Consider the following 24762-nt stretch of genomic DNA (forward strand, 5'->3'; position numbering starts at 1 on the left):
TCCCCTGAGTGAACAGATCCAAGGCCGACGTCCGTTTATGCCTCTCTCGAAACAGATCAAGATCCTGCTGGTAGAAGACAGCAAGCTCGACGCCGAGCTGATCCTGATCGAGCTGGAAAGACATGGATTCGAGCTGCAATCCAAGATCGTCTATGAGCGTACCGGTCTTACCCTGGCCCTGAGTCAGCAGACCTACGACATCATCCTGTCCGATATCATCCTGCCGGGCTTCTCTGGGGCCGAGGCCCTGCGCGTGGCACGGGCATTGGCCCCGGAAACCCCCTTCATCTTCGTCTCGGGCATCTTCGGTGAAGTGCATGCGGTGGAGATGATGCGCCTGGGCGCCAACGACTATGTGCTCAAGCAGAGCATGGAGTTGCTGGCCAAGGCGGTCGAGCGGGCGCTGCTGGTGGTGCACGAGCGTCGCGAGCGGCGGCGTGCCGAAGAAGCCCTGCACAGTCTCGAGGTCAGGTCGCGGCTGGCCATGGATGCCTCGCGCTTGGGCATGTGGGAATACCTGCCGGCCAGTGGCACCCTGATCTGGGATGAGCGCTGCAAGGCCATGTTCGGCCTGCCGGCCGATACGGTGGTCGACCTGGCGGTGTTCGAGCGACTGTGCGGCGCTGACGGCCTCGAACGCTTTCTCGATACGGTCCGCCAGGCGGGTGCCGACGAACGCGACGACGACTACCGCAGCGAGTACCGCATCCGCCTGGACAACGGCGCACAGCGCTGGGTCGAGACTCGCGGTCAACCCTTCTTCGATGCCGGCGTCTGCACTCGCTTCCTGGGCGTGATGCTCGACATCACCCAGCAGCGTGATGCCGCGGAAAAGCTCGAACGCCTCAACGTCAGCCTCGGCGAGCGCGTCGAGGAACGGACCCGCGAGCGCGACCGTACCTGGGATCTCACCCGCGATCTGCTGCTGGTGTGCCAGCCGGACGGCATTCTGGTAGCGCTCAATCCGGCCTGGGAAGAAAATCTGGGCTGGTCGCGGGTGGAGCTGCTTGGTTCTTCGCTGCTGGCCTTGGTCCATCCCGACGAGCGCTTCATCACCGAAAACGAACTCGAGCAGTTGGCCACCCGGGCCGCCAGCCAACGCTTCGTCAATCGCATCCGCCACCGCGATGGCAGCTATCGCTGGATTTCCTGGACCGCGGTGCCAGATGCCGGCATGACCTATTGCTCCGGCCGCGACATCTCCTCGGAGGTCCTGGCGATGGAAGAGCTGGCGGCGGCCAACCGCCAGCTGCGCGAACAGATCGACGAACGTGAGCGCGTGGAGGCGACCCTGCAGCAGATGCAGCGGCTGGAAGCCGTGGGTCAGCTGACCGCGGGCGTGGCCCACGATTTCAACAACCTGCTGACCGTGATCCTCAGCAGTGCCAGTTTCCTGGAGCGCGATCTGACCCGGCTGGCTGCCAACGACAAGACCCAGGGCCGGGTACAGAACATCCGCGAAGCGGGTGAGCGTGGCGCCAAGCTGACCGCCCAGCTGCTGGCCTTTTCCCGCCGCCAGCGTCTGGCGCCCAAGCCGGTCAAGCTCAACGAAACCGTCGAGGGGATGCTCGAACTGCTGCGCAGCACCATGGGTGGCAGCGTCTGGATCGAGACTCATCTGCGTGCCGACTGCTGGCATGCGCTGGTCGATCCGACCCAGATCGAACTCATCATCCTCAACCTGGCGATCAATGCCCGGGATGCCATGGCGGTCGGTGGCACCCTGCGACTGAGCACCTCCAACCAGACCATCAGTCAGGCTCCCCAGCGTCCCGAAGAGCCGGAGCCCGGCGAATACGTGCTGCTGGCGGTGCAGGATTCCGGTACCGGGATGAGCGAGGAGGTGCTGGCCAAGGCCTTCGAGCCCTTCTTCACCACCAAGGAGGTGGGCAAGGGTTCCGGTCTGGGCCTGGCCCAGGTGTTCGGCTTCGCCAAGCAGTCCGGTGGTGGCGTGCGCATCGAGACGCAGATGGGCAGCGGCACCACGGTGCTGGTCTACCTGCCGCGCACCGAAGCGGAAGACGCCCTGGAGCCCGTGGGGCTGCCCGCGCTGGGTCGTGACGAACAGGCCGCCGAGCGACGCATCCTGCTGGTCGACGACGACCATGCGGTGCGCAACGTGACGGCAGCCCTGCTGGCCGATCTCGGCTATCAGGTGGTGGAGGCCAGCAATGGCTTCGCCGCCCTCAGCGCCCTGGAGCGCGATCCGCAGATCGATCTCCTGCTGGCCGACTTCGCCATGCCCGGCATGAACGGCGCCGAACTGGCCCGCCAGGCGCGCAAAAGGCTGCCGCAGCTGCCGGTGGTCTTCATCACCGGGTACGCCGAGCTGGGCGAACTCGATCCCGAACAATCTTTCATCGTGCCCAAGCCCTTTCGCGAGGCGGACCTGGCAGCTCGGCTGCAGGCGGCCCTGCGCGGCGAGAAGCCCCAGCCTTCGCCGCTTTGAAAGCAGCCGTCCAGACGAGGTATTTGCGTGTCCACCATCCGTGAAATGTTGCGCGCCGAGGGCGGAGCCCTGCACGAGCAGGTCGATACGACCTTCGGCCGCTATGCGCTGCAGACCCGGCCCCACTACACCGCGTTTCTGCAGGCCCATGCCCAGGCGCTGATCGGACTCGAAGAGCTCCTGGAGCGCTCCGGTATCCAGCGGCTGTTGCCCGATTGGGCGGAACGCCGGCGCGCGACGGTATTGGGCGAAGACCTCCAGCGTCTGGAAGCCGTGCAACCCGAGCCCGTCGTTCTCGAGCGTCTGCTCGATGAAGGTGAATGCTGGGGCGTGGCCTATGTCCTGGAGGGCTCGCGTCTGGGGTCTCGCCTGCTGGATCGTCATGCGGGCGAGAGCCCCGATGCGGCGGTGCGTGATGCTCGTGCCTATCTTGGGCATGTACCGCCCAAGGGGGCATGGCCGGCGTTTTTGGAGCGATTGGATACAGCAGGTGGCGATGCGGCCCTGCATCCGGCGATGTTGGCGGGGCAGCGACTGGCCTTCGAGGTCTTTCTGGCGGCAGGACAGCGGCACGCGCCCGCTACCGCCGCTGGCTGAGTCGGCCTAGAGCGCCTTCAGGTAGCCGATCACCTCGGCCGCGCCCAGGCGGTCGAGGGTCTCGGCGAGTACCCGCGCGTTGGCGACCTCTTGGGGCAGCAGCAGCCACTCCAGGTCCTGGCCCGGTGCCGTTAGTGGCAGGCGGGCATAGTCGAGCTTGAGGCCCAGCAGCACCTGAATGAAATCCGGATGATTCCAGACGGCGTTGGGCAGGGCGTAGAGGGCGAGCGCCTGTTGCAAGCGCTCGATGGCCGGCAGGTCCAGGCGCAGGCGCTGGATCTGCGCCGGAACGTCCACGGCGACGCCGCGAATGCGGGCATAGGCGACGATACTAGCGAAGGCCAGGGTGGTGGTCGCATCGTTTTCCAGGAACAGTCGGGCGCCTCGCCAACTGGCCTGGCGCAGGCGCAACGGCTGCTCAGTGGACAGATTGGGTAGCGTTCGATAGAGCGCGGCCTGAAAATCCCGATAACCGATGATTCGCACCTGATCACGCGCGGCGGGAAGAGCGGCCAGCTCTTCGAGCTGCACCACCGAATCCAGGGTCGGGTCGCTGAGCCGGTGACAGAGACCATCCAGCTTGCGCAGGTCCAGAGCGGTCAGCTGCAGGGTATCGGCGACCACCAGTTGACTCAGGAGGGTATGGGCCTTGCTCTTGATTTCCTGGGTCGGACCAGACAGCGCCGCCCGGGGCAGGCCAAAAAGCAGATGCAGCGGATGACCGTCATCCCACCACAGACTGTCAGCGGGGCTGGGCAGGGGGACGAAGGCATCGGCCAAACGCTCCAGGCAGCGCTGGATGCGGCGACTGGCCAGCGAGGGATGCAGATGGAGGGCCAGTGAAGACCAGGGACTGCCCAGGAGGTTGGCACCGTTGCTCATGAGGTCTCCGGGCGGATAGGAACTGCGCAGCCGATTCTAGCGTGGCAAAGACCGCGCCATCCCCGAATGATTCCCGAAAGGTAGGATCTTTTGTACGACCGACCGGTCGACCGCGGGCGGCAGCGACGTATGGCAGCGGGCAAGCCTGTATAATGCGCGCTTTCCGAATTACCTGTGAGTCCGCCATGTACGACGCGCTCCGTCCTTTGCTTTTCAAGATGTCTCCCGAGGGGTCTCACGACCTGGCACTGGATCTGATCGGTGCTGCCGGGCGTCTGGGCCTGACCGGTCTAGGCCGGCAACCGGGCCGCCTGCCGGTCCAGGTCATGGGGCTGGAGTTTCCCAATCCGGTCGGCCTGGCCGCCGGACTCGACAAGAATGGCGCAGCCATCGACGGCTTCGCCGGCCTGGGCTTCGGCTTTCTCGAGATCGGTACCGTGACGCCCCTCCCGCAGCCGGGCAATCCCAAGCCGCGTCTGTTCCGTCTGGAAGAGGCCAACGCCATCATCAATCGCATGGGTTTCAACAATGCGGGTGTGGAGGCGCTGATCGAGCGAGTCAGGGCAGCGCGGTTCAAGGGTGTGCTGGGGATCAACATCGGCAAGAACGCCGTGACCCCGGTCGAGCGGGCGGTGGATGACTACCTGATCGGTCTGGAGCGAGTCTATGCCCATGCCAGTTACGTCACGGTGAACGTGAGTTCGCCCAATACCCCCGGTTTGCGCAGCCTGCAATTCGGCGATGCGCTCAAGCGTCTGCTGGAGGCCTTGCGACAGCGTCAGGAAGATCTCGCGGTGGTGCATGGCCGCCGGGTGCCCATCGCGATAAAGATCGCCCCGGACCTGAGCGACGAGGAAATCGTGCTCACCGCCCAGGCGATTCGTGATGCCGGGATGGATGCCATCATCGCCACCAACACCACCCTGGGGCGCGAAGGGGTGGAGAATCTGCCCTATGCCGCCGAGGCCGGTGGCCTGTCAGGCGCGCCGGTACGAGAAAAGAGCACCCATGTGGTACGGGTCCTGGCGGGCGAGCTGGGTGGCCGTTTGCCGATCATTGCGGCGGGCGGGATTCTGTCGGGGGAAGATGCGGCGGAAAAGATCGCCGCGGGCGCCAGCCTCGTACAGCTGTACAGCGGCTTCATCTATCGCGGGCCGGCCCTGATCCGTGAAGCGGTGGATGCGATCGCCGCGGCGCGCCCCTGAGGGGAAGGGGGCTCGCTGGGAGCCCCCGTGGGACCTCTGGTCCCCGATCCCGGAAGAGGATCTGACTGGAACACAACCAGAACGCTGTGGAAGCCCGCGGCTTTCGCTAGTGAAATCGAATTAGCCTACGGCTTGAAGTTGATTCATGCGTTGAAGACCAGCGGTGCCTACGTAGCCGTCCCATTGGTCGCTACGGCCTTCACGCCAGCCATTGAGCCAGGCCTGCCGAACGGCGTCCTGGGTGAAGGGGCAGAGGTCCCGCGATTTGCCCACAATGCCGTGCTGATAACCACGCTGGAAAGCTCGTTCCATTGGATCACGCTTGAGTCTTCTCATAGGGTAGTGCCCTCGTAGGTTGACTTGCAGATTGTCCATGGCCCGTTGCAGGCCTAGATGCCAGAGCCGGCGTCCTGGCATCCGCCCCGCACCTTCGCGCTGCGGGTGGTCAATTACTAACCAAAGGTGCGCTGGCTGGGAATAACCTTTTAGCTATAAGCCGTAACCTAATCGAAATGAAATGGCGATAAACCGCCGCTGGAATGCCGTCACTGCGGCTTGTTGAGACGCAGTCAAACTTTATTCGGAGGGGGTTGTGCTGCTGGTCAATCCGACCAAAGGCAGGCAACTTCCTTCCGCTAGCCAATGGATTCAACGATGTCCGCGATGCAACAACTCATCCTCACCTGTCCCAAGGGTCTCGAGACCCTGCTGCTGGAAGAGGCCCAGGGCCTCGGCCTGCAGGAAGCCCGCAGCCAGACCGCGGCGGTGCGCGGCGAGGCGAGCCTCGCGGATGCCTATCGCCTGTGCCTCTGGTCGCGCCTGGCCAACCGGGTATTGCTGGTGCTGGCCCGTTTCCCGGTGGAAGATCCCCAGGCGCTGTACCTGGGCGTGCATGGCGTTGAGTGGGAAGAGCACCTGACGCCCACCGGCACCCTGGCGGTAGGCTTCAGTGGTCAGGGCGCCGGCATCGACAACACCCATTTCGGCGCGCTCAAGGTCAAGGACGCCATCGTCGATCGCCTGCGTGAGCGCACCGGGCAGCGTCCTACCATCGACAAGCTCGCGCCAGACCTGCGGGTGCATCTGCACCTGGAACGTGGCCAGGCCATCCTGTCACTGGATCTGTCCGGCCAGAGTCTGCACCAGCGTGGCTATCGCCTGCAGCAGGGGGCGGCGCCGCTCAAGGAGAACCTGGCGGCCGCGGTCCTCATCCGGGCCGGCTGGCCGGCTCTGGCGGCGGCTGGCGGAGCACTCGCCGACCCCATGTGCGGGGTGGGCACCTTCCTGGTCGAGGCCGGCCTGATGGCGGCGGACATAGCGCCGAACCTGCGTCGCGAGCGTTGGGGCTTTTCCGCCTGGCTGGGGCATGTGCCCGCCCTGTGGCAACAGCTGCATCAGGAAGCCGAGGCACGTGCGGCCGCCGGCCTGGCCAAGACGCCGCTGTGGATCCGTGGCTACGAAGCCGATCCGCGGCTGATCCAGCCGGCGCGCAACAATATCGAGCGGGCCGGCCTGTCCGACTGGATCAAGGTCTATCAGGGCGAGGTGGCCAGCTTCGAGCCGCGTCCCGACAAGGCCCAGACCGGTCTGGTGATCTGCAACCCGCCCTATGGCGAGCGCCTGGGCGATGAGGCCAGCCTGCTGTACCTCTACCAGAATCTCGGCGAGCGCCTGCGGCAGGCCTGCCTCGGCTGGCGCGCGGGGGTCTTCACCGGTGCGCCCGAACTGGGCAAGCGCATGGGCATCCGCAGTCACAAGCAATACGCCTTCTGGAACGGCGCCTTGCCCTGCAAGCTGCTGATGTTCGAGGTCGAGACTCGTCAGTTCGTAACCGGCAGCCGCAGCGGCGAGCGTTCGGCCACGGCCCAGGCGGCGGAGCCGCCCAAGCTGAGCGAAGGCGGGCAGATGTTCGCCAACCGCCTGCAGAAGAACCTCAAGCAGCTCGGCAAATGGGCACGCAATCAGGGCGTGCAGTGCTATCGGCTCTATGATGCCGACATGCCCGAGTACGCGGTGGCCGTGGATCTCTATGGTGACCGGGTGCACGTGCAGGAGTACGCGCCGCCACGCTCCATCGATCCGGAAAAGGCCCAGGCGCGGCTGCTCGATGCCCTGGCAGCCATTCCCCAGGCCTTGAACATCGATCCGTCGCTGGTGGTGGTCAAGCGGCGCGAGCGGCAGAGTGGCACCAAGCAGTACGAGCGTCAGGCCGCCCAGGGTGAATTCCTGCAGGTGGAGGAGGCGGGCGCCAAGCTGCTGGTCAACCTCACCGACTACCTGGACACCGGCCTGTTCCTGGATCACCGCCCGCTGCGGTTGCGCCTGCGCCAGGAAGCCCAGGGCAAGAGATTCCTCAACCTGTTCTGCTACACCGGCGCCGCTACCGTGCAGGCTGCCGTAGGCGGGGCGCGCAGCACCACCAGCGTCGACCTTTCGCGGACCTACCTGGACTGGGCCCGGCGCAACCTGGCGCTCAATGGTTTCTCCGAGCGCCATCGCCTGGAGCAGGGCGATGTGCTGCACTGGCTGGAGAATGATCGCGGTGAATACGATCTGATCTTCGTCGACCCACCCACCTTCTCCAACTCCAAGCGGTTGGAAGGCGTATTCGATGTGCAGCGCGATCATGTCGGCCTCATCGATTCGGCCATGGCCCACCTGAGCCGCAATGGAGCGCTGTACTTCTCCAACAACTTCCGCAAGTTCGAGTTGGACGAAAGCCTCAGCGAGCGCTATCGCGTCGAGGAGATCACCGCCAGCACCCTGGATCCGGATTTCGCGCGCAATCCCAAGATCCATCGGGCCTGGCGTCTGACCCTGCAGTGACGCCCGGCGGCTGAACTGTCGCTGAACGGACCCGGCATCGAGCCGTTCAGCCTGTGATCCGGCGCAATCCAGCCTTCTCCCGGGAACGCCCGGCCAGCCCATGCCGTCCACAATGACGGCGCGGCGCTGGGTCGTGCCTGGCGGGACGAGGAGGGACAGGTTTTACAATGCTGGTTTCATTGCAGGCTCTCAGGGCCCTGGCTGCCTGGCTGGTGGTCTTTCATCACTTCATGCAGGTGTTCTTCGATTTCCACGCCGACAGTCTTGGCGGTCACCTGCTTTCCACGCGTGGGCAGGTCGGAGTCGACATCTTCTTCGTGCTCAGCGGCTTCGTGATCTACCTGTCCACCGCAGGACGACCGCTCAGGCGAAGCACCTTCCTCTGGCATCGCATCGCCCGCATCGTCCCGGCCTACTGGCTGTACACCGCGGTGACCGCGCTGATCCTCTACCTGGCCAGCGACGTCATGCCGATCTACGGGGTCGCTGCGCGTGAACTGCTGCTCTCGCTGTTCTTCATCCCAAGCGAGAATCCGGCCGGTTTCGGCCACTATCCGATCCTGCCGGTAGGCTGGACGCTCAACTTCGAGATGCTGTTCTATCTGCTCTTCGCGCTGTCCTTTGGCGTGGCCGAGCGCTGGCGCATCGGCGTGGTCAGCCTGCTGGTGATCCTGGTCAGCCTGGTGCTGGCCCGTGAGTCTTTCGTCAGCAGCTTCTATCGCAATCCGATCATCTTCGAATTCCTGCTCGGCGTGGGCCTGGCCGCGCTCTATCGGCGCGGTGCCTTGCAAGGGCCCAAGCCACTGGCGCTGCTGGCTGCACTGGCGGCTCTCACCTGCCTGGTGAGCTTCCCGGCCGACCACCCCTGGCGCCTGCTCACCTGGGGCGTGCCCAGCGCGGTGCTGGTTGGCGCCTGCGTGATCCTGGAGCCCTGGTTTGCCGGTTCACGCCTGTGCAAGGCGCTGGGGGATTGGTCCTATTCGGTCTACCTGGTACACGTCATCGTGCTCTGGCTGGGCGACTACTGGCTGCACCAGCAGTGGGGCTTCAACCCCTACCAGACCCTGGCGGTCTGCCTGCCGGTGATCCTGCTGCTGGCCTGGGCCAGCTATGAGTGGATCGAGCGTCGCCTGTCCCGCACCCTGCGCCAGCTGGGTGAGCGCCTGGCGGGACGGCGTCCGCAATGGGTGGCCAGTCAGTAGGCGGTGCGTTCGGGTGCGGTCAGTTCGGGTTCCAGGGCCCGGCCTTCCGCCGCGGAGCGTTGCGCGGTCTCCAGCAAGGCCATGAGGGCGCAGGCCTGGGCGGGTGATACGGGATTGGCCGCACGCCCGGCAAGGGCCTCGACCAGCGCCAGGTAATAGCGCCGATGATCGCCGGCAGGCGTAGGCAGCGCCCGGCGCGCGCCGTCGGCGCCGATCAGCCAACCTGGATCGGGATCCTGCCCCCACTCGGGTCCACCCGGACGAACGCCTGCCTTGAGGGCATCTTCCTGGCGATCCGCGCCTGCCTTGATCCAGCTGCCGCCAGTGCCCTGGGCAAGGAAACGGGGTACGCCACCGGCGGCCAGCATGCCGGCTCTCAGGGTCACCTGGCGGGCGCCGTAGTCCAGTTGCACCTGGAACCAGTCATCGGTAAGGGCGCCGGGTCGTTGCCGCACCAGATTCGCCTGCAGGCGCCGCGGCAGACCGAACAGGCAGAGTGCCTGATCCAGGAGGTGGGGGCCCAGGTCGAACCAGAGGCCACTGCCGGGCAGATCCGCCTCTCGCCAGCGGTTTCGCACCTCGGGACGAAAGCGTTCGATCCGGGACTCCAGGCTGGTCAACTCACCCAGAGCTCCACTGGCGAGTACCTCCTGCAATCCGAGGAAATCACTGTCCCAGCGCCGATTCTGGAACACCGACAGCAACCGCCCGGCCTGGTCGGCTTCCTGGGACAGCTGCCGCGCTTCGGCGAGGGTGACGGTAAAGGGCTTGTCGACCACCACGTGCTTGCCTGCAGCCAGAGCAGCGCTGGCGAGGGGCGCATGGGTCTGGTTGGGGGAGGCGATGACCACCAGGTCGATGGCAGGATCCTGCACGGCGGCCAGGTAATCCGCCGTCACCCGGACTTCGGGCAGGTCCGCGTGCACACGCTCGGCATCCCGCGAGGCCACCAGTTCCAGCGCAAGGCCTGGGATCGAACGCAGCAGTGGGCCGTGGAAGGTCTGACCGACGAAACCATAGCCGATCAGGGCGACGCGAAGCGGAGAAGGCATGGAGCATCCTTTTTGCCGGGCTGAAAAAGACCGGGGCCGCTCGATGAGCGGCCCCGGTTGTATGCTGAAGCCAGAGGTTGCCTTACTTCAACTCGTGATCGTGAGCCAGTTGCTCCCGTTCAAGGAATTCGTCCTGCCGCAAGGAATCCTTGAACTCTTCGGAATCCTCCAGGGCAAGGGGGTCATTGAGTTCGCCGCCGGAAAGGCGCTTCTTCTCCAATTTGCCAGACAGGTGGGTGATGGCTCGCAGCAACTTGTCCGCTGCGCCATCCACTGCCAGGTCGAGGGACTCGGCCTTGTGGGTGACCGAGAGGGGTTGATGGCCCTTGATGCGCGCTTCCATTTGGCAGCGCTTGTCCTGGGCACCGGACTTGCCGGCGTTTTCGTCGTTGAGGTGCACCTCGACGCGGGTCAGGAGTTCGTCGAAACGATCCAGGCGGTCTTCCACCACGGACGTCACCCAATTCTGCAAACCGGCGCTGCCTTCGATGTTGTGGTCACTGTTGACTTGAACTTGCATGCGGCTTCCTCTTTTTGACGGGCCTGACCATTGGATGAGGCCGGTCAGGCCGAGGTTCAAGGCTGTTCGTCTGGTGCTCGTGTCACCCGATGTTTCCTTCTGGCAGTGTCTAGGCGCGTCGTAGCTATCGGTAAACGACGTTCAGGTCGCGGGTCGCTGGCGTTTTGCCCTCATCCACTGATAATGCGCGACCTTTCATCGTCCGTCGCAGTGGGGATCGCCAATGCCAGATGCGCTCACGCGTGGCCACAGTTTCGCCCGGCGGCTTTGGCTGCCCCGAGCGGTTGGCCTGTTGCTCAGCCTGAGCTGCATCGTCTCGGTCCAGATCACCCAGCCGGTATCCGTCGGCCTGTGGATCCTGCTGCTGGCCAATGCGCTGCTGTGGTCGCCGCTGGCCTATCTGCGCGCCGTCCGCGCCCGGGATCCCTATCGCGCCGAGTTGAGCAACCTGTTGCTGGATTGTGGCTCGGCGGGCTTCTGGGTGGCGAGCATGGGCTTCAACCTCCTGCCCAGCGTGACCCTGCTCGCCATGACCAGCCTCAACATGCTGGGCGCCGGTGGCCTGGTGTTCTGGCGCCGCGGCCTGCTCGCGCAGTTGGCCGGCATCCTCATCGGCCTGGTCGTGCTGCGCCACCCGGTCGCCATCCAGACCTCGACGGCGCAGATCTATGCCTGTCTGCCGATGATCATTGCCTATCCCTGGGCCCTGGGGCTGGTGAGCTTTCGCCTGGCGCAGCAGCTGTCGCGACGCAAGCAGGAGCTGGAGCTGATCAGCAAGCAGGACGGCATGACCGGCCTGCACAACCGAACCCATTGGGATCAGCTGCTGCAGCGTGAATTCGCCCGCTGCAAGCGCAGTGGCGCTGATGCCAGCCTGGTGATGATCGACCTGGACAACTTCAAGCTGGTCAACGACCGCTTTGGCCATCAGGCGGGCGACGAGGTGCTCCGTCAGTTTTCCAGTCTGCTGGCGCGGACCATCCGCACCAGTGATCTCGCCGGTCGTTTCGGCGGCGATGAATTCGGTATCCTGTTGCCCGATACCTCGCCCGAGCGAGCCTTGGATCTGATTCGCCGCCTGCAGGAGCGTTTGCAGGAAATGCAGGCGGGTAGCCCCGGCGAGCGCCAGCACGTACGCGTCGGCATGAGCTGCGGCATCGCCGGCTTCGACCGGGCCTACGATGACGTGGCCCACTGGCTGCAGGCGGCCGACTTCGCCCTCTACCGGGCCAAGGCCCAGGGTCGCGGACGGGCGGAGGTGGCCGACCCCCAAGGAGTGCTGGCATGACCCCGGCGATAGAACTGCTCAAGAAAAGCCAGGTGCCTCACGAGGTGCTGAGCTACCACCATGACCCCAAGGCCGCGTCCTATGGTCTGGAAGCCGTCGAAAAGCTCGGCCTGGCGGCGGCAACGGTATTCAAGACCCTGTTGGCCGTGAGCGAAAAGCACGAGCTGCTGGTGGCCATCGTGCCGGTCGCCGGTACCCTGGACCTCAAGGCCCTGGCCCAGGCCGCGGGGGTGAAGAAGCTGGAGATGGCCAAGCCTGATCAGGCCCAGCGCAGCACCGGCTATCTGGTGGGCGGGATCAGCCCGCTGGGGCAAAAGAAGCGGCTGCGTACCTTCATCGACGAGTCCGCGGCGGAATTGGCCAACATTCATGTCAGTGCGGGGCGCCGCGGGTTGGAAGTGGCCCTGGCACCGGCGGACCTCGCCCAATTGCTGGACGCGCCTTTCGTACCGATCGGCAAGGCCTGAGACGTAGGTTGATGCTGAGCGCAGCGAAGCCCAACGATGTAAAGGGCCAGCTGTGTTTTGTTGGGCTTCGCTGTGCTCAGCCCAACCTACGCCCTGAGTCTCGATGGGGTGAAAAATCGCCTGGCGTTTCTCACCCCTTCGTTCGCTAGGCTACCCCGTAGCTGTCACGCAACTGCTGCCGATAGCGCTGGTAAGCCGCTTCGTACTCGGCGACCCGGGCGGAATCCGGTTCGGCGCGGCTGGCCGGGTCCAGGTGCACGCAGCGCTCGGTAAGGCTGTCCAGCGACTCCGGACGGCCCTGTTCCCGACTCCAGCACCAGGCGGCCTGCAGGGCGCCGCCCAGGGCGGCGGCTTCGCCGTGGACCGGGCAGACCACCGGGGTGTTCATCAGATCGGCGATCAGTTGCCGCCACACCGGGCTCTTGGCACCCCCGCCGATGAGTCTCAGGGTGTCACCAGGCATGCCCAGGTCGCGCAGCAGATCGAAGCCATATCTCAGGGCGAAGCTGACCCCCTCGACCACCGCCCGGCACAGGTTGGCGCGGGTCAGGTTGGTGGCGGTGAGGCCGTGCAGGCTGGCGGTCGCCGTCGGTAGCGCCGGTACCCGTTCGCCATTGAGGAAGGGCAGCATCAGCACCCCCTCGGCCCCGATGGGCGACTCCGCGACCAGGCGGGTGAATTCGGCCAGATCCAGGCCGAGCAGTTCGCGGATCTGGCCGCTGGCATTGGTCAGGTTCATGGTGCAGATCAGCGGCAGCCAGCCGCCGTTGGACGAGCAGAAGCCCGCCACCGCCGGATGATCGCTGATACGCGGTTCGTCGGAGTAGCCATAGAGGGTACCCGAGGTACCCAGGCTCAGGGTGATCTGGCCGGCACGGCTGTTGCCGGTGCCCAGCGCGCCCATCATGTTGTCGCCGCCGCCGCTGGAGACTAGCGCCTGGGGATTGATGCCCAGCTGGCTGGCGACCTCCGGCCGTAGGCGACCGACCGGCTGGTCGGCCTCGATCAGCTCCGGCAGGGCACGTTCCAGACGACCGCTGGGGTCGATATGGCGCAGCAGTTCAAAGTCGTATTGGCGCGTTCGTACGTTGAAATAGCCGGTGCCCGAGGCATCGCCGTATTCCGCCACGGCGCGACCGGTCAGCCAGAAGTTCAGGTAATCGTGGGGCAGCAGCACCCGGGCGATCTGGTCGAACACCTCCGGGTGCTGTTCCTTGGTCCAGAGCAGCTTGGAGACGGTATAGCCCGGCGCGATGGCCAGGCCCAGGCGCTCGATGGACCCTTCCACGCCGCCGAGGTGTTCCAGCAGCCGCTCGTTTTCCGGGGTGGACTCGGTGTCGCACCAGAGTTTGGCCGGACGCAGCACCTTGCCGCTGTCGTCGAGCAGCACCAGACCATGCTGCTGGCCGGACACACCGACGCCAAGAATGTCCTGGCCATCGCTCCCGGCTTGAGCCAGGGCCGCGCGGGTGGCGGCCACCAGTGCCCGGATCCAGTCCGCCGGATTCTGTTCGCGGCGGCCATTGGCGCCTTCGGTCAAGGGGTGAGGCGCACTGCCTTCGCCCAGTACTACTCCGCGCTCGACATCCAGGATCACCGCCTTGGTGCCCTGGGTGCCGCAGTCGATCCCGAGAAACTTCATGCCTGGCCGCTCCTTGTCGTTATTAGTCGCCGAGCAGGGTCTGCAGGGTGGCGCTGACCCCATGGGTCCGCAAGTTGTACAGCTGTCGCTCGAAGGCGGCAACGAAGGCGGCGGATTTCGGGATGTGCTTGCCGAAGATTTCCTCGGCGCCCAGCAGGCGTTCGGTGAGATTCTTCTGATCCTGCACCAGCTCCTCGCAGTAGTTGGCCCGTGGATCGGGGATGCGATAGGTCGCGCCGGTCTCGTCCACGCCGCGCAGATAGACCGCCCAGGCAGCTACGACCAACGCCGCGCGATCCATGGCCTGGTCGTCTTCGATCAGGCGATTGATGGTCGGCACGGTGAACTTGGGAAACTTCGAGGAACCATCGGAGCATACCCGCTCCAGCTGGTCGGCGATGGCGCGGTTGGAGAAGCGCTCGATCAGGGTGTCCTTGTACTGGTCCAGGTCGATGCCGGGTACCGGCGCCAGCTGGGGCGTCACGTCCTCGTCCATGTAGGCGCGGATGTAGCGTACGAACAGCGGATCGGCCATGGTCTCGTGGACGAAGCGATAGCCCTTGAGGAAGCCCAGGTAGGTGAGGGCGAGGTGGCTGCCGTTGAGCAGCTTGATCTTCATCTCCTCGTAGGGGGTCACGTCGTCGGTGAACTGCACGCCGACGTCCTCCCAGGCCGGACGACCGGCGACGAAGCTGTCTTCCAGCACCCACTGCAGGAAGGGCTCACAGACCACCGGCCAGGCGTCCTCGACGCCGTGCTCGGCCAGCAGGGCCTCGCGATGGGCGGCACTGGTCATGGGGGTGATGCGATCGACCATGGCATTGGGGAAGCTGACCTGCTCGGCGATCCAGCCGTGCAGCTCTTCGTCCACCAGCGCGGCATAGGCCAGCAGGGCCTTGCGGGTGACCTGGCCGTTGTGCGGAAGGTTGTCGCAGGACATGACGGTGAAGGGGCCGGTGCCCTCGGCGCGGCGCTTGGCCAGGGCCGCCAGCAGGAAGCCGAAGACGCTGCGCGGATCACCGGGATGCTGCAGGTCGTGCTGGATCAGCGGCAGCTTGAAGTTGAATTCGCCGGTGCTGTCATCCATGCAGTAGCCGCCCTCGGTAATGGTGAGGGAGACGATGCGGGTACTGGGATGGGCCAGCTTGTCGATCAGGGTCTGGGTCCCTTCCTCGGCCAGCAGCATGCCGCTGATGGCGCCGACGACGCGGACCTCGGTGTCCGGCTCGTCGGCCAGCACCACCTGGGTGTAGAGATAGTCCTGGCCGGCCAGGGCATCACGCATGGCGCGGTCTTCGGCGCGCAGGCCGACGCCGCAGATGCTCCAGTCCAGGTCACGGCCCTGATTGAGCAGGGCCTCGGTGTAGATGGCCTGGTGCGCGCGGTGGAAGCCGCCGACGCCGATGTGGACGATACCCTGACGCAGCTGGCAGGCGGCGTAGCCGGGCTTGGCGATGTAGTCGGGAAGCTGTTCGAGGTGCTGGCGATTGAGTTTCACGATGGCGATCCTGCAAGGCGGTGCCCCGGGCGCGTGCGGGGCGCCGGGGCAGGAAAGGGGAGAGGGGTCAGGCGGCTTTGCGCAGCAGTGGCGCCACGGCGCGGCCCTGTTCGTCGAAGAGGTGGCAGAACTCGACGTCCAGCGCCAGGCGCTGCCGTTCGCCATAGGCCACGGCGCAGTCGCCGGGTACCCGCACGGTCAGTGGCTCTTCGGCCTCGGTGACCATGTGGCAATAGGTGTCGCTGCCCAGTCGCTCGGCCACGTCGGTGATCACCGGCAGCTGGCCGTCGGCGGCCAGCCGCAGGTGTTCCGGACGAATGCCCAGGGTCACCGGACTGCCGACCGCGAGCCCGGCGCCCTGGCGTGGCAGTCGCATGCGCGGTCCCGCAGCCAGCGCCACCTCGACGCCCTGGGCATCGGTGGCCACCACCTGGCCCTTGAGAAAGGCCATCTTCGGCGTGCCGAGAAAGCCGGCGACGAAGAGATTGGCCGGATGGTGATAGAGCTCCAGCGGCGAACCGACCTGCTCGACCCGCCCGCCATTGAGTACCACCACCTTGGTGGCGAGGGTCATGGCCTCCACCTGGTCATGGGTCACGTAGATCATGGTGGCCTGCAGCTCCTGATGCAGCCGTGCCAGTTCCAGGCGCATCTGCACGCGCAAGGCGGCGTCCAGGTTGGACAGCGGCTCGTCGAACAGGAAGATCTTCGGCTGGCGGACGATGGCGCGGCCAATGGCCACCCGCTGGCGCTGACCGCCGGAGAGCTGGCGCGGCTTGCGCTCCAGCAGGGGCGTCAGTTCGAGGATGCGCGCCGCGTCGCTGACCTTGCGCTCCACTTCCTGCTTGTCGACCTTGGCCAGGTCCAGGGCGAAGGAGAGATTCTTGCGTACGCTCATGTGTGGATAGAGGGCATAGGTCTGGAACACCATCGCCAGGTCGCGCTTGGCCGGGGAGACCTCGGTGATGTCGCGCCCGTCCAGCTCCAGGGTGCCGCTGGTGACCTCTTCCAGCCCGGCGATGAGGCGCAGCAGGGTGGACTTGCCGCAACCCGAGGGCCCGACGAAGACCACGAATTCGCGGTCGTTGATGTCCAGGTCCACACCCTTGATGATTTCCAGCGAGTCGAAGCCCTTGCGCAGGCTGCGGATTTTCAGATTGGCCATGACAGAAATCCTCTTGTTATTTGAGCCGTCGCTGCGCGTCGCGAGCGAAGGCGAGACAAGGAGGAAGGTCGCGAGAAAGCGCAGTTTACGCGGGTAAATGAGCATTTCGAGCGAGCTTCCGACGCCGGATCGGCAAGCGCAGTAGCGCAGCGACGGCTCATTTCACGGCGCCGAAGGACAGGCCGCGCACCAGTTGTTTCTGGCTGATCCAGCCGAAGATCAGGATGGGGGCGCAGGCCAGCGTCGAGACGGCTGACAGCTTGGCCCAGAACAGCCCCTGGGGACTGGAGTAGGAGGCGATCAGAGCGGTCAGCGGCGCGGCGTTGGACGAGGTCAGGTTGAGCGACCAGAAGGCCTCGTTCCAGCACAGGATCAGCGACAGCAGCATGGTGGAGGCGATGCCGCCCTTGCTGATCGGCAGCAGCACCCGGACGATTTCCTGGTAGGTGGTGGCGCCATCCAGGCGTGCCGCCTCGAGGATGTCCTTGGGGATGTCCTTGAAGTAGGTATAGACCATCCAGACCACGATCGGCAGGTTGATCAGGGTGTAGATGGCGATCAGCAACAGCCGGCTGTCGAGCAGCTCGAACTGCTTGGCCAACAGGTAGATGGGTACCAGTACCCCGACCGCCGGCAGCATCTTGGTAGAGAGCATCCACAGGAGCAGGCGCTGGGTGTTCTTGGTCTCGTGGAAAGCCATGGAATAGGCCGCCGGCAGCGCCAGCAACAGACTCAGCAGGGTGGCGCCAAAGGAGATCACCACCGAATTCAGCGCGAAGTGGAAGTAGTCGCTGCGTGCCTGGATGGTCAGGTAGTTCTCCAGCGTGGGCATGAAGAAGAACTGCGGCGGCGTGGCGAAGGCGTCGATCTCGGTCTTGAAGCTGGTCAGCACCATCCAGAAGATCGGGAAGAACAGCACCAGTGCCACCAGCCAGGCGAGCAGGCCCAGCAGCAGGCTCTGCAGGCGCCGGGATTGCTTGAGCGTCAGCATGTCGGGGTCCTCACTGTTGGGTCAGGTTCTTGCCAAGCATCCGCACCAGGATGATGGCGGCGATGTTGGCGATGAGCACGGCGATCAGGCCGCCGGCGGAAGCCAGGCCAACGTCGAACTGCAGCAGGGCCTGGTTGTAGATCAGGTAGGCCAGGTTGGTGGAGGCGAAGCCCGGGCCGCCGCTGGTGGTGGTGTAGATCTCGGCGAACACCGACAGCAGGAAGATGGTCTCGATCATCACCACCACGGCGATCGGCCGGGCCAGGTGCGGCAGGGTCAGGTGCCAGAAGATGGCGACCGGACCGGCACCGTCGAGGCGGGCCGCTTCCTTCTGTTCCTGGTCCAGCGACTGCATGGCGGTCATCAGGATGAGAATGGCGAAGGGCAGCCACTGCCAGGAGACGATCAGGATGATCGACAGCAGCGGGTGAGTGGCCAGCCAGTCCACCGGGGTAGCCCCGAACAGCTTCCAGATCGCCGCGAGAATGCCGGAGACCGGATGGAAGATCAGGTTCTTCCAGATCAGGGCGCTGACCGTGGGCATGATGAAGAAGGGCGAGATCAGCAGGACCCGGACGATGCCGCGTCCGAAGAACTCGCTGGCCTCCAGCAGCGCCGAGATCAGCACGCCGAAGACCACGCTGATCAGCAGCACGCTGCCCACCAGCAGCAGGGTGTTGGTCATGCCGGGCCAGAAGCCGGCATCGGTGACGAAGTATTCGAAGTTCTCCAGTCCGACGAAGGCGTGCTCGCCCGGATAGAGCAGGTTGTAGCGGATCAGCGAGAACCAGATGGTCATGCCCAGGGGCACCAGCATCCACACCAGCAGCAGGGCCACCGAAGGACTGATCAGGAACCAGCCGGGACCGGCACGGCGGCGTTGACGACGTGCTGGAGCGGCGGGGGTATCGACGGCGGGCGTCTTGAGCGTGGAGGTCTGCATGGCGATGCTCCGCAAGGCAGGAGGCCGTGACGAATCCCTGGCGTCTCGCGACGCCAGCGACGGATCAGGCAGGAAAAGCCGCTAGGCCGAGGTCCGCTGAGTGCGGACCCCGGTATCCAGCGCTACTTGGGATAACCGGCGCGCTTCATTTCCCGGGCAGTGGACTGCTGGGCCGCCTGCAGGGCCTGCTGCACCGGCATCTGCCCAGTCAGGGCTGCAGCGAACAGCTTGCCGACCGAGGTGCCGATGGCCTGGAACTCGGGAATGGTCACGTACTGGATGCCGACATAGGGCACCGGCTTGGCCGAGGGATGGGCCGGGTCGGCGTGCTGCAGCATGTCCAGGGAGACCTTGGCGAAAGGCGCCGCTGCCAGGTAGGCCTCGCTGTAGGTGGACTTGCGGGTACCCGGTGGCACGTTGGCGATACCGTCCTTGTCCGCGACCAGCTTGCCGTAATCCTTGGAGGTGGCCCAGGTCACGAAGGTCTTGGCCGCGTCCTTGTGCTTGGAGGTGGCCGGGATACCCAGCGACCAGGCGTACAGCCAGGACGAACCCTTGTCGGTGACCTCGCGCGGCGAGGCGGCGAAGCCGACGCTGTCCGCTACCTTGCTCTGGCTCTTGTCCATGGTGAAGGAGCCGGCGACGCTGGCATCGACCCAGATGGCGCACTTGCCGCTGTTGAACAGCGCCAGGTTTTCGTTGAAGCCGTTACTGGACGCCCCGGGCGGGCCGTACTTCTTCATGTTATCGACATAGTAGTTGGCGGCCGCGGTCCACTCCGGACCGGTGAATTCCGGCTGCCACTTTTCATCGAACCAGCGAGCGCCAAAGGCGTTGGCCATGGTGGTGATCAGGGCCATGTTCTCACCCCAGCCAGCCTTGCCTCTCAGGCAGAGGCCATACTGGTCCTTGTCCGGCTTGTTCAGCTTGCCGGCGAATTCGGCGATCTGGGTCCAGGTCGGCTGCTCAGGCATGGTAAGGCCGGCCTGCTGGAACAGATCCTTGCGGTAATAGGTGATGGAGCTTTCGGCGTAGAAGGGTAGGGCATAGAGGGTGCCCTTGACCGACAGGCCTTCGCGAACCGACGGGAAGAGGTCTTCCAGGTCGTAGTTGGCGGGCAGATCCTTCATCGGCTCCAACCAGTTCTGGGCGCCCCAGAGACCGGTTTCGTACATGCCGATGGTGAGCACATCGAATTGACCACCCTGGGTGGCGATATCGGTGGTCAGGCGCTGACGCAGGACGTTTTCTTCGAGGACGACCCAGTTGAGCTTGATGTCGGGATGCTGTTTTTCGAAGGTCTTCGACAGCCGCTGCATGCGGATCATGTCGCTGTTGTTGACGGTGGCGATGGTGACCGTCTCGGCGGCTTGAAGAGATAGCGAGAACGCCATGCCCGCAGAGAGGGTGACAGCGGACAATAAAAGCGCTTTTGGTGTTGTTTTCATCTTGCACTCCGCGTTCTGTGCCACTGCAGCAGACGCTGTTCTTGTTGTTGTAACCCACCACGCAGCCCGCTATGACGGCCCTTGCAGCGGAAGCCACGGATGGATTACAGCCCGTTGCCGCCCGGGAAACAAATGCTGGAAGACACCAAAAGCTGTACTTTTTTGCATATCGATTCGAGGCGGTTCTTTACTCCGTTCCAGGCTTGCATGGTCTAGCTAGAGGCTTTCCGCTCGCACCTTGGTGATGCCGTCCTCGCGATAGAGCTGCAGGGTTCCCGGGGTGGATTCGATCACCCGCTCGTTTTCGAGGAGAAAGGAGTAGACAGGGGTCGTACTACCTGGCGCGCGCAGGTTGCGGTACTCGTAGACCACCAGGTGATCCAGCTGGGCGACCCGTTGCGGCGAGCCGAAGCTTTGCTTGAGCTGGTCCTGGGTGTGACCACCGAATAGCGACGGATCTGGCGGCGGAGAGACGGGCGCAGAACTGCATGCCGTCAGCGCGGCGAACAAGAGAAAGGACAGGCGTTTCATGACGGCTCCGCATGCAGGTCAAAAGGGCAGACGAATGAGTTGCCCGTAGAACCAGACGGACCTGGAAAACGGCTATTCATTCCCTTGCTGGGAATAAAAAGCATACGAAATAGAAACCGTCCGTCGGGCTCAATCGAATGGCCTAGAACACCCAGCGTTGCTCTCGGACCAGCGGCTGGCGTTCGTTCAACCAACGTGCGCTGTCGGCAGGTTGCCGGCTATCTCGCGTCCGCGCCTGGGTACCAGCAGGCAGGGCAGTGGCTGGGACGGACGAGCTTTCGAGAGTGAGATCTGCCAGCTTGAGCGGCGGCATGGCGGGGAGGGAGGCAGCCCCAGCATTGAGGGCGGCAAAGGTAGCGATGAAGCTGGCCAGAATACGACGTCCCATTCCTTGGGTCTCCTGGTAGATCCGAAGCGCGAATCTACCATTCCAACGCCGATTTGGTTCCCCATTAGTTAGACGTTAATGCGCAACTGTGATCACGTTCGCCATCGGAGTCGCCAGTGGTTCACGTCACTGGCGGCGCGCGGGAGATCGCTTCAGGTCACTGGTACCGCTTCACTGTGTTTGGCGGCCAGGTAGCTGAATAGCGGCGGACAATCCGACACCAGACTGACCAGCGTCCGGCCAGCCGACGTTTCCTGACGCAACAGGACCTTTTCGCCCCGGGCGTTGAGATAGAGGGTGTATTCGGGCGTACTGGATTGAGCCATGAAACCTTCGCCCATCAGCGCACTACCCAGCGCCATGCGCTGGGGCATGTCGCAGATACCTTGCCACTGGAACGCCCGGATACCGAGGTTTTCCAGGGTCTCGGCGAGCGTGCAGTGGATGACCAGGGGCGGGTGATCGAACAGCGGGAATTCGGTCGACAACAGTTCCAGATGTCGCTCCAGACCTTCGAAATGTTGCCTGGGGATCAGTCGCCGCAACTGTTGCAGCTGACCATTGCCGTGGAATGGCGAAGTGTGTGCGGTCATGGCGTCCTCCCGGTACATCGAGCGCTTGAATGTTCTGACGGCGGCCAGCGGATTTGGTGCGGTCCGCTTGCACATTTCGCCGTATCGATTGCCATTACCCGACAGCCTGCAACAGCGAGATGACATGCCAGTGACCATGGCTACTAGTCCTACCTTTGGCACTGTCCGCTGGCCTGCTGATATTGAGGCGGCGTCATCGCGCCTGGAACCGGTCATCCTGGCGCGAGACGGTGTGCGGAAGGCTCGATAGTATTCTTTTCCGCTGCCCGAGCTGGCACCCTGACGCCCTTACCTTGCCACAGGAAAATCCCATGACCAGCATCGATCCCGCCATCGCCGAACGCTACCGCGCCGTTCAGGACATCGCCCGGGAAGCGGCCCAGGTCGGGCTCGAGTTCTATCGCCAGCGTGATGCGCTGCAGGTGGATCACAAGGGCGATGACCTGCAGGATGTGGTCAGCATTGCCGACAAAACGCTGGAGGACCTCATCCGCCAGCGGCTGAGCGAGCGTTTCCCGGAGGATGGCCTGCTGGGTGAAGAGGGCGGCGCCACCGATCTGGCCGCGGCCTACCTCTGGGTCATCGACCCCATCGACGGCACCGCACCCTTTCTCAATGGGCTGCACAACTGGTGTGTGTCCATCGGCCTGATGCACCAGGGTGAACCGCTGCTCGGTGCCATCATGGACCCGAACCACGACGAACTCTTTCATGGCCTGCGCGGCCATGGTGCCTTCGTCAACGGCCAGCCGTTGCGCGTCCACTCGGCTACGGCGGTGCGTCAGGGGCTGACCGGCCTGGGTACGACGCACAGACGCGGCAAGGAGCATTTCCTGCCCTTCGTGACCGGGTTGCTGGCCGAAGGCGGGCAGTTCTTTCGCAATGGGTCCGGCGCGCTGATGACCGCCTATGTCGCGGCCGGTCGCCTGATTGGCTACTACGAAACCCTGATCCATGGCTGGGACTGCCTGGCGGGCCTGGTACTGATCCAGGAAGCCGGCGGCCGTCACAACGCCTTTCTGCGCAACGACGGTCTGGTCAATGGCAATCCGCTGCTGGTGGCCGCGCCCGGCGTCTATGACCAGCTCGCCGCGCTGGTGGGCCCGTCGCTGGATGGCTGAGCGAGGCCGTGTGTTTCCCATTCGCGCGCAGCCATGGCGCGGGTCACCCGGTGTCAGCGGTCTCCCTTGCGATAGAGGCTTGGCTTCCAGTAGTCCTTGAGCAGCAGATGCAGGGGGCCGCGCCAGCCGCGCTTGCGCAATTGCCAGGCGATCAGCACGTTCATGATGCCGTGCCCCAGCAGCAGTACTGAGCCGTGGCGTTCGGCCAGGTCGATCAGGCGGTCGGCCGCCTGGGCGGCCCGTACTGACGAGCGGCGGATGGATTCGGTGTGGGCGGCGAAGCCTAGGAACCAGGCCGACCTGAACAGCAGGCGCCAGGCCTTGACCGGGAGCCGCGGCGTATCCACTTCCAGATACGGCAGATGAGCTTCGGCGTAGACATCGTCGACCGGGCTTCCGGTTCGCCCCATCAGGTATTCAAGGGAGCGTACGCAGCGGCTCGAAGGGCTGCTGACCACGTAGCCCGCCGCTTGCGCCAGCCGCCGCGTCTCCTCGGGTTCCTGGCCTGCGGGTACCGGCGCCTTTTGGTAGCGCGCCACCCAGTCCTTCATGTCTCGCGGTGTGCAGTGGGCCTTGCTGGAAAGATCGGGTTTGCCGTGACGGACCAGAATGATGTGCATGAAGGATGACCTGGAAACGATGGTCACTAGACCGCTGCCGTGGTCGTTCGTCCCGCTACACCCTGAGCGATGAGTGATAGCCAAGTGCCACTTGCTCTGCTTGCGGTGCCGCCTGGCTTGTTTATCTGGTAGAAGGTGATTGAGTTCACGACTCTAGATTGCACTCCACTGCGTGCCTGGCGATTTGAACTGGCTCGCCAGCCTCTGATCGTACCCAGCTACCACACTAGGTCAACTCATCCACGGACCGGGAAATGATGAAAAAAATAATATTTGCCCTGGGCCTGCTTGGCTTGCAGCTGCTGGGATCTCCTTGGGCCGCGGCCGATGACAGCCATGTGGCCCTGATCAAGAGTGTCGCGGGCAGCGTCAAGGTACTGCGCCAGGCGACCATTCTGGAGGCCCAGGCCGGTACCACGCTGCAGGTGGCCGATCGGCTGCAGACGGGTCCGGAGTCCACCGCAGCCATCGTCTTTCTCGACGGTACCCTGCTGACCCTGGGCAGCGGTGCGGACGTGCAGTTGCGTGACTATCTGTTCGAACCCAAGAGCAGCCGCTACGGCTTTTCGGTCTATTTGAACAAGGGCTCGGCGATCTACTCGTCCGGCAAGATCGGCAAGGTCTCGCCTGGCTCGGTGAAGATCGAAACGCCGTCCGCCACCATCGGCGTGCGGGGCACCCGTTTTCTGGTGCAGGCGCAATGAGGGGCGGCCGCGCTTGCCTGACCTCCGGTCGCGCGCTTTCGAGCCTGCTGCTGTGCGCCCTGTTGTTCCTGGCTGGTTGCGCCAGTCCACCCCAGACCCGTGTGGTACTGATGCCCGATGAGGACGGCCATGTCGGCGCCGTTTCGGTCACCAGTTCTGCCGGCCGGCAGGCCATCGACCAGGGCTTTGCCGAGGTCACCGTGGCCCGGCCCGGTCAAGCGCCTACGGCTTCCCAGCCAGTGGATCAGCCGACCTTCACGCAGCAGAATCAGCAGATCCTGGCGGCCCAGCCTTCGCCACCCAAGACCTTCGTGCTCAACTTCCTTTCCGACAGCATGGAGCTCACTCCCCAATCCAAGGCGCTCCTGCCTCAGGTGCTGGAGACTGCGCGCGAACGCCTGCCGACCGAAATCTCGGTATTCGGCCATGCGGATGGTTCGGGTGCGCCGTCCTACAACCTCGATCTCTCGGCCCAGCGTGCGCGTAAGGTCGCCGGTCTGCTGCAACGGCTCGATCCCAAGCTGCGCGTCAATGTCGAGTTCTTTGGCGACACGGTTCCCCTGGTACCGGCGCGCGCCGGCAAATCCGAACCGCGCAACCGACGCGCCGAAATCCTGATTCTCTAGAGTC

General features: G+C 64.6%; 24 protein-coding genes. 10 read left to right on the top strand and 14 right to left on the bottom strand.

The annotated features are described in order from the left end of the window. Positions 1 to 37: 37 nt before the first annotated feature. Both APT59_RS06775 and APT59_RS06780 read left to right on the top strand, forming a co-directional pair. Positions 38 to 2449 carry a response regulator gene (locus APT59_RS06775; protein WP_059314160.1) on the top strand — a complete coding sequence of 804 codons (2412 nt, stop codon included), beginning with the start codon at positions 38 to 40 and terminating at the stop codon, positions 2447 to 2449. 27 nt (positions 2450 to 2476) lie between these two features. Then, entirely contained in the window at positions 2477 to 3046 is a 570-nt protein-coding gene (locus APT59_RS06780) for a biliverdin-producing heme oxygenase (RefSeq protein ID WP_174523130.1), read from the top strand. 6 nt (positions 3047 to 3052) lie between these two features. Here the strand turns inward: APT59_RS06780 and APT59_RS06785 are convergent, their stop codons facing one another. Then, the gene (locus tag APT59_RS06785) at positions 3053 to 3928 is read right to left on the bottom strand and encodes a hypothetical protein (RefSeq protein ID WP_059314162.1); all 876 of its coding nucleotides are present in this window, start codon (positions 3926 to 3928) and stop codon (positions 3053 to 3055) included. Positions 3929 to 4113: 185 nt separating this feature from the next. Here APT59_RS06785 and APT59_RS06790 point away from each other — a divergent pair, with 185 nt between their 5' ends. Continuing rightward, positions 4114 to 5133: a quinone-dependent dihydroorotate dehydrogenase gene (locus APT59_RS06790; protein ID WP_059314163.1), complete on the top strand. Its 1020-nt coding sequence runs from the start codon at positions 4114 to 4116 to the stop codon at positions 5131 to 5133. A 120-nt stretch (positions 5134 to 5253) separates the two neighbouring features. Here the strand turns inward: APT59_RS06790 and rmf are convergent, their stop codons facing one another. Beyond that, positions 5254 to 5469, bottom strand: coding sequence for a ribosome modulation factor (rmf, locus tag APT59_RS06795; protein WP_007159291.1), 216 nt, complete (start codon positions 5467 to 5469; stop codon positions 5254 to 5256). Positions 5470 to 5787: 318 nt separating this feature from the next. Here rmf and rlmKL point away from each other — a divergent pair, with 318 nt between their 5' ends. Continuing rightward, positions 5788 to 7959, top strand: a complete 2172-nt coding sequence (gene rlmKL, locus APT59_RS06800) for a bifunctional 23S rRNA (guanine(2069)-N(7))-methyltransferase RlmK/23S rRNA (guanine(2445)-N(2))-methyltransferase RlmL (protein WP_059314164.1) — start codon at positions 5788 to 5790, stop codon at positions 7957 to 7959. 167 nt (positions 7960 to 8126) lie between these two features. Then, positions 8127 to 9161 carry an acyltransferase family protein gene (locus tag APT59_RS06805; RefSeq protein ID WP_059314165.1) on the top strand — a complete coding sequence of 345 codons (1035 nt, stop codon included), beginning with the start codon at positions 8127 to 8129 and terminating at the stop codon, positions 9159 to 9161. Here APT59_RS06805 and APT59_RS06810 read toward each other — a convergent pair. Beyond that, positions 9155 to 10213 (bottom strand): oxidoreductase, encoded by a 1059-nt coding sequence (locus APT59_RS06810; protein WP_059314166.1) that lies wholly within the window; start codon positions 10211 to 10213, stop codon positions 9155 to 9157. The two genes, APT59_RS06805 and APT59_RS06810, sit on opposite strands and share 7 nt — an antisense overlap. 82 nt (positions 10214 to 10295) lie before the next feature. Further along, positions 10296 to 10733 carry an HPF/RaiA family ribosome-associated protein gene (locus APT59_RS06815; RefSeq protein ID WP_017638924.1) on the bottom strand — a complete coding sequence of 146 codons (438 nt, stop codon included), beginning with the start codon at positions 10731 to 10733 and terminating at the stop codon, positions 10296 to 10298. Between the two features lie 223 nt (positions 10734 to 10956). Between APT59_RS06815 and APT59_RS06820 the strand changes: the two genes are divergently transcribed. Both APT59_RS06820 and ybaK read left to right on the top strand, forming a co-directional pair. Beyond that, complete coding sequence (locus APT59_RS06820; protein ID WP_059314167.1) at positions 10957 to 12021, top strand: diguanylate cyclase; 1065 nt, start codon at positions 10957 to 10959, stop codon at positions 12019 to 12021. Next, the gene (gene ybaK / locus APT59_RS06825; RefSeq protein ID WP_059314168.1) at positions 12018 to 12488 is read left to right on the top strand and encodes a Cys-tRNA(Pro) deacylase; all 471 of its coding nucleotides are present in this window, start codon (positions 12018 to 12020) and stop codon (positions 12486 to 12488) included. The genes APT59_RS06820 and ybaK overlap by 4 nt, the downstream gene beginning before the upstream one ends. 145 nt (positions 12489 to 12633) lie before the next feature. On the opposite strand, the gene xylB is transcribed toward ybaK, so the two are convergent. From xylB to APT59_RS06870, 9 genes are all read right to left on the bottom strand, one after another. Continuing rightward, positions 12634 to 14130, bottom strand: a complete 1497-nt coding sequence (gene xylB, locus APT59_RS06830; RefSeq protein ID WP_059314169.1) for a xylulokinase — start codon at positions 14128 to 14130, stop codon at positions 12634 to 12636. Between the two features lie 22 nt (positions 14131 to 14152). Further along, positions 14153 to 15628, bottom strand: coding sequence for a mannitol dehydrogenase family protein (locus tag APT59_RS06835; protein WP_059314170.1), 1476 nt, complete (start codon positions 15626 to 15628; stop codon positions 14153 to 14155). A gap of 67 nt (positions 15629 to 15695) precedes the next feature. Beyond that, positions 15696 to 16793 carry an ABC transporter ATP-binding protein gene (locus APT59_RS06840; protein ID WP_059314171.1) on the bottom strand — a complete coding sequence of 366 codons (1098 nt, stop codon included), beginning with the start codon at positions 16791 to 16793 and terminating at the stop codon, positions 15696 to 15698. Between the two features lie 157 nt (positions 16794 to 16950). Next, the gene (locus tag APT59_RS06845) at positions 16951 to 17784 is read right to left on the bottom strand and encodes a carbohydrate ABC transporter permease (RefSeq protein WP_059314172.1); all 834 of its coding nucleotides are present in this window, start codon (positions 17782 to 17784) and stop codon (positions 16951 to 16953) included. A gap of 10 nt (positions 17785 to 17794) precedes the next feature. After that, a complete protein-coding gene (locus APT59_RS06850) occupies positions 17795 to 18727 on the bottom strand; it encodes a carbohydrate ABC transporter permease (RefSeq protein ID WP_059314173.1) in 933 nt (310 codons plus the stop codon). A 122-nt stretch (positions 18728 to 18849) separates the two neighbouring features. Then, a complete protein-coding gene (locus APT59_RS06855; protein ID WP_420480509.1) occupies positions 18850 to 20121 on the bottom strand; it encodes an ABC transporter substrate-binding protein in 1272 nt (423 codons plus the stop codon). 270 nt (positions 20122 to 20391) lie between these two features. Next, entirely contained in the window at positions 20392 to 20706 is a 315-nt protein-coding gene (locus APT59_RS06860; protein ID WP_059314175.1) for a hypothetical protein, read from the bottom strand. A gap of 142 nt (positions 20707 to 20848) precedes the next feature. Further along, positions 20849 to 21094 carry a hypothetical protein gene (locus tag APT59_RS06865; protein WP_059314176.1) on the bottom strand — a complete coding sequence of 82 codons (246 nt, stop codon included), beginning with the start codon at positions 21092 to 21094 and terminating at the stop codon, positions 20849 to 20851. A 152-nt stretch (positions 21095 to 21246) separates the two neighbouring features. After that, a complete protein-coding gene (locus APT59_RS06870; RefSeq protein WP_059314177.1) occupies positions 21247 to 21687 on the bottom strand; it encodes a hypothetical protein in 441 nt (146 codons plus the stop codon). Between the two features lie 311 nt (positions 21688 to 21998). On the opposite strand from APT59_RS06870, the gene APT59_RS06875 reads away from it, so the two are divergent. Beyond that, the gene (locus APT59_RS06875; protein ID WP_059314178.1) at positions 21999 to 22808 is read left to right on the top strand and encodes an inositol monophosphatase family protein; all 810 of its coding nucleotides are present in this window, start codon (positions 21999 to 22001) and stop codon (positions 22806 to 22808) included. 53 nt (positions 22809 to 22861) lie between these two features. On the opposite strand, the gene APT59_RS06880 is transcribed toward APT59_RS06875, so the two are convergent. Next, positions 22862 to 23428 (bottom strand): fructose-2,6-bisphosphatase, encoded by a 567-nt coding sequence (locus APT59_RS06880; protein ID WP_059314179.1) that lies wholly within the window; start codon positions 23426 to 23428, stop codon positions 22862 to 22864. 254 nt (positions 23429 to 23682) lie between these two features. Here APT59_RS06880 and APT59_RS06885 point away from each other — a divergent pair, with 254 nt between their 5' ends. Both APT59_RS06885 and APT59_RS06890 read left to right on the top strand, forming a co-directional pair. Continuing rightward, a complete protein-coding gene (locus APT59_RS06885; protein ID WP_237140576.1) occupies positions 23683 to 24132 on the top strand; it encodes a FecR family protein in 450 nt (149 codons plus the stop codon). Continuing rightward, positions 24129 to 24758, top strand: coding sequence for an OmpA family protein (locus tag APT59_RS06890; protein ID WP_059314180.1), 630 nt, complete (start codon positions 24129 to 24131; stop codon positions 24756 to 24758). Before APT59_RS06885 ends, APT59_RS06890 begins: the two co-directional genes overlap by 4 nt. The last annotated feature ends 4 nt before the right edge of the window (positions 24759 to 24762 follow it).

It is taken from the genome of Pseudomonas oryzihabitans, from assembly GCF_001518815.1.
In the GTDB taxonomy this organism is placed as follows: Bacteria; Pseudomonadota; Gammaproteobacteria; order Pseudomonadales; family Pseudomonadaceae; genus Chryseomonas; species Chryseomonas oryzihabitans_E.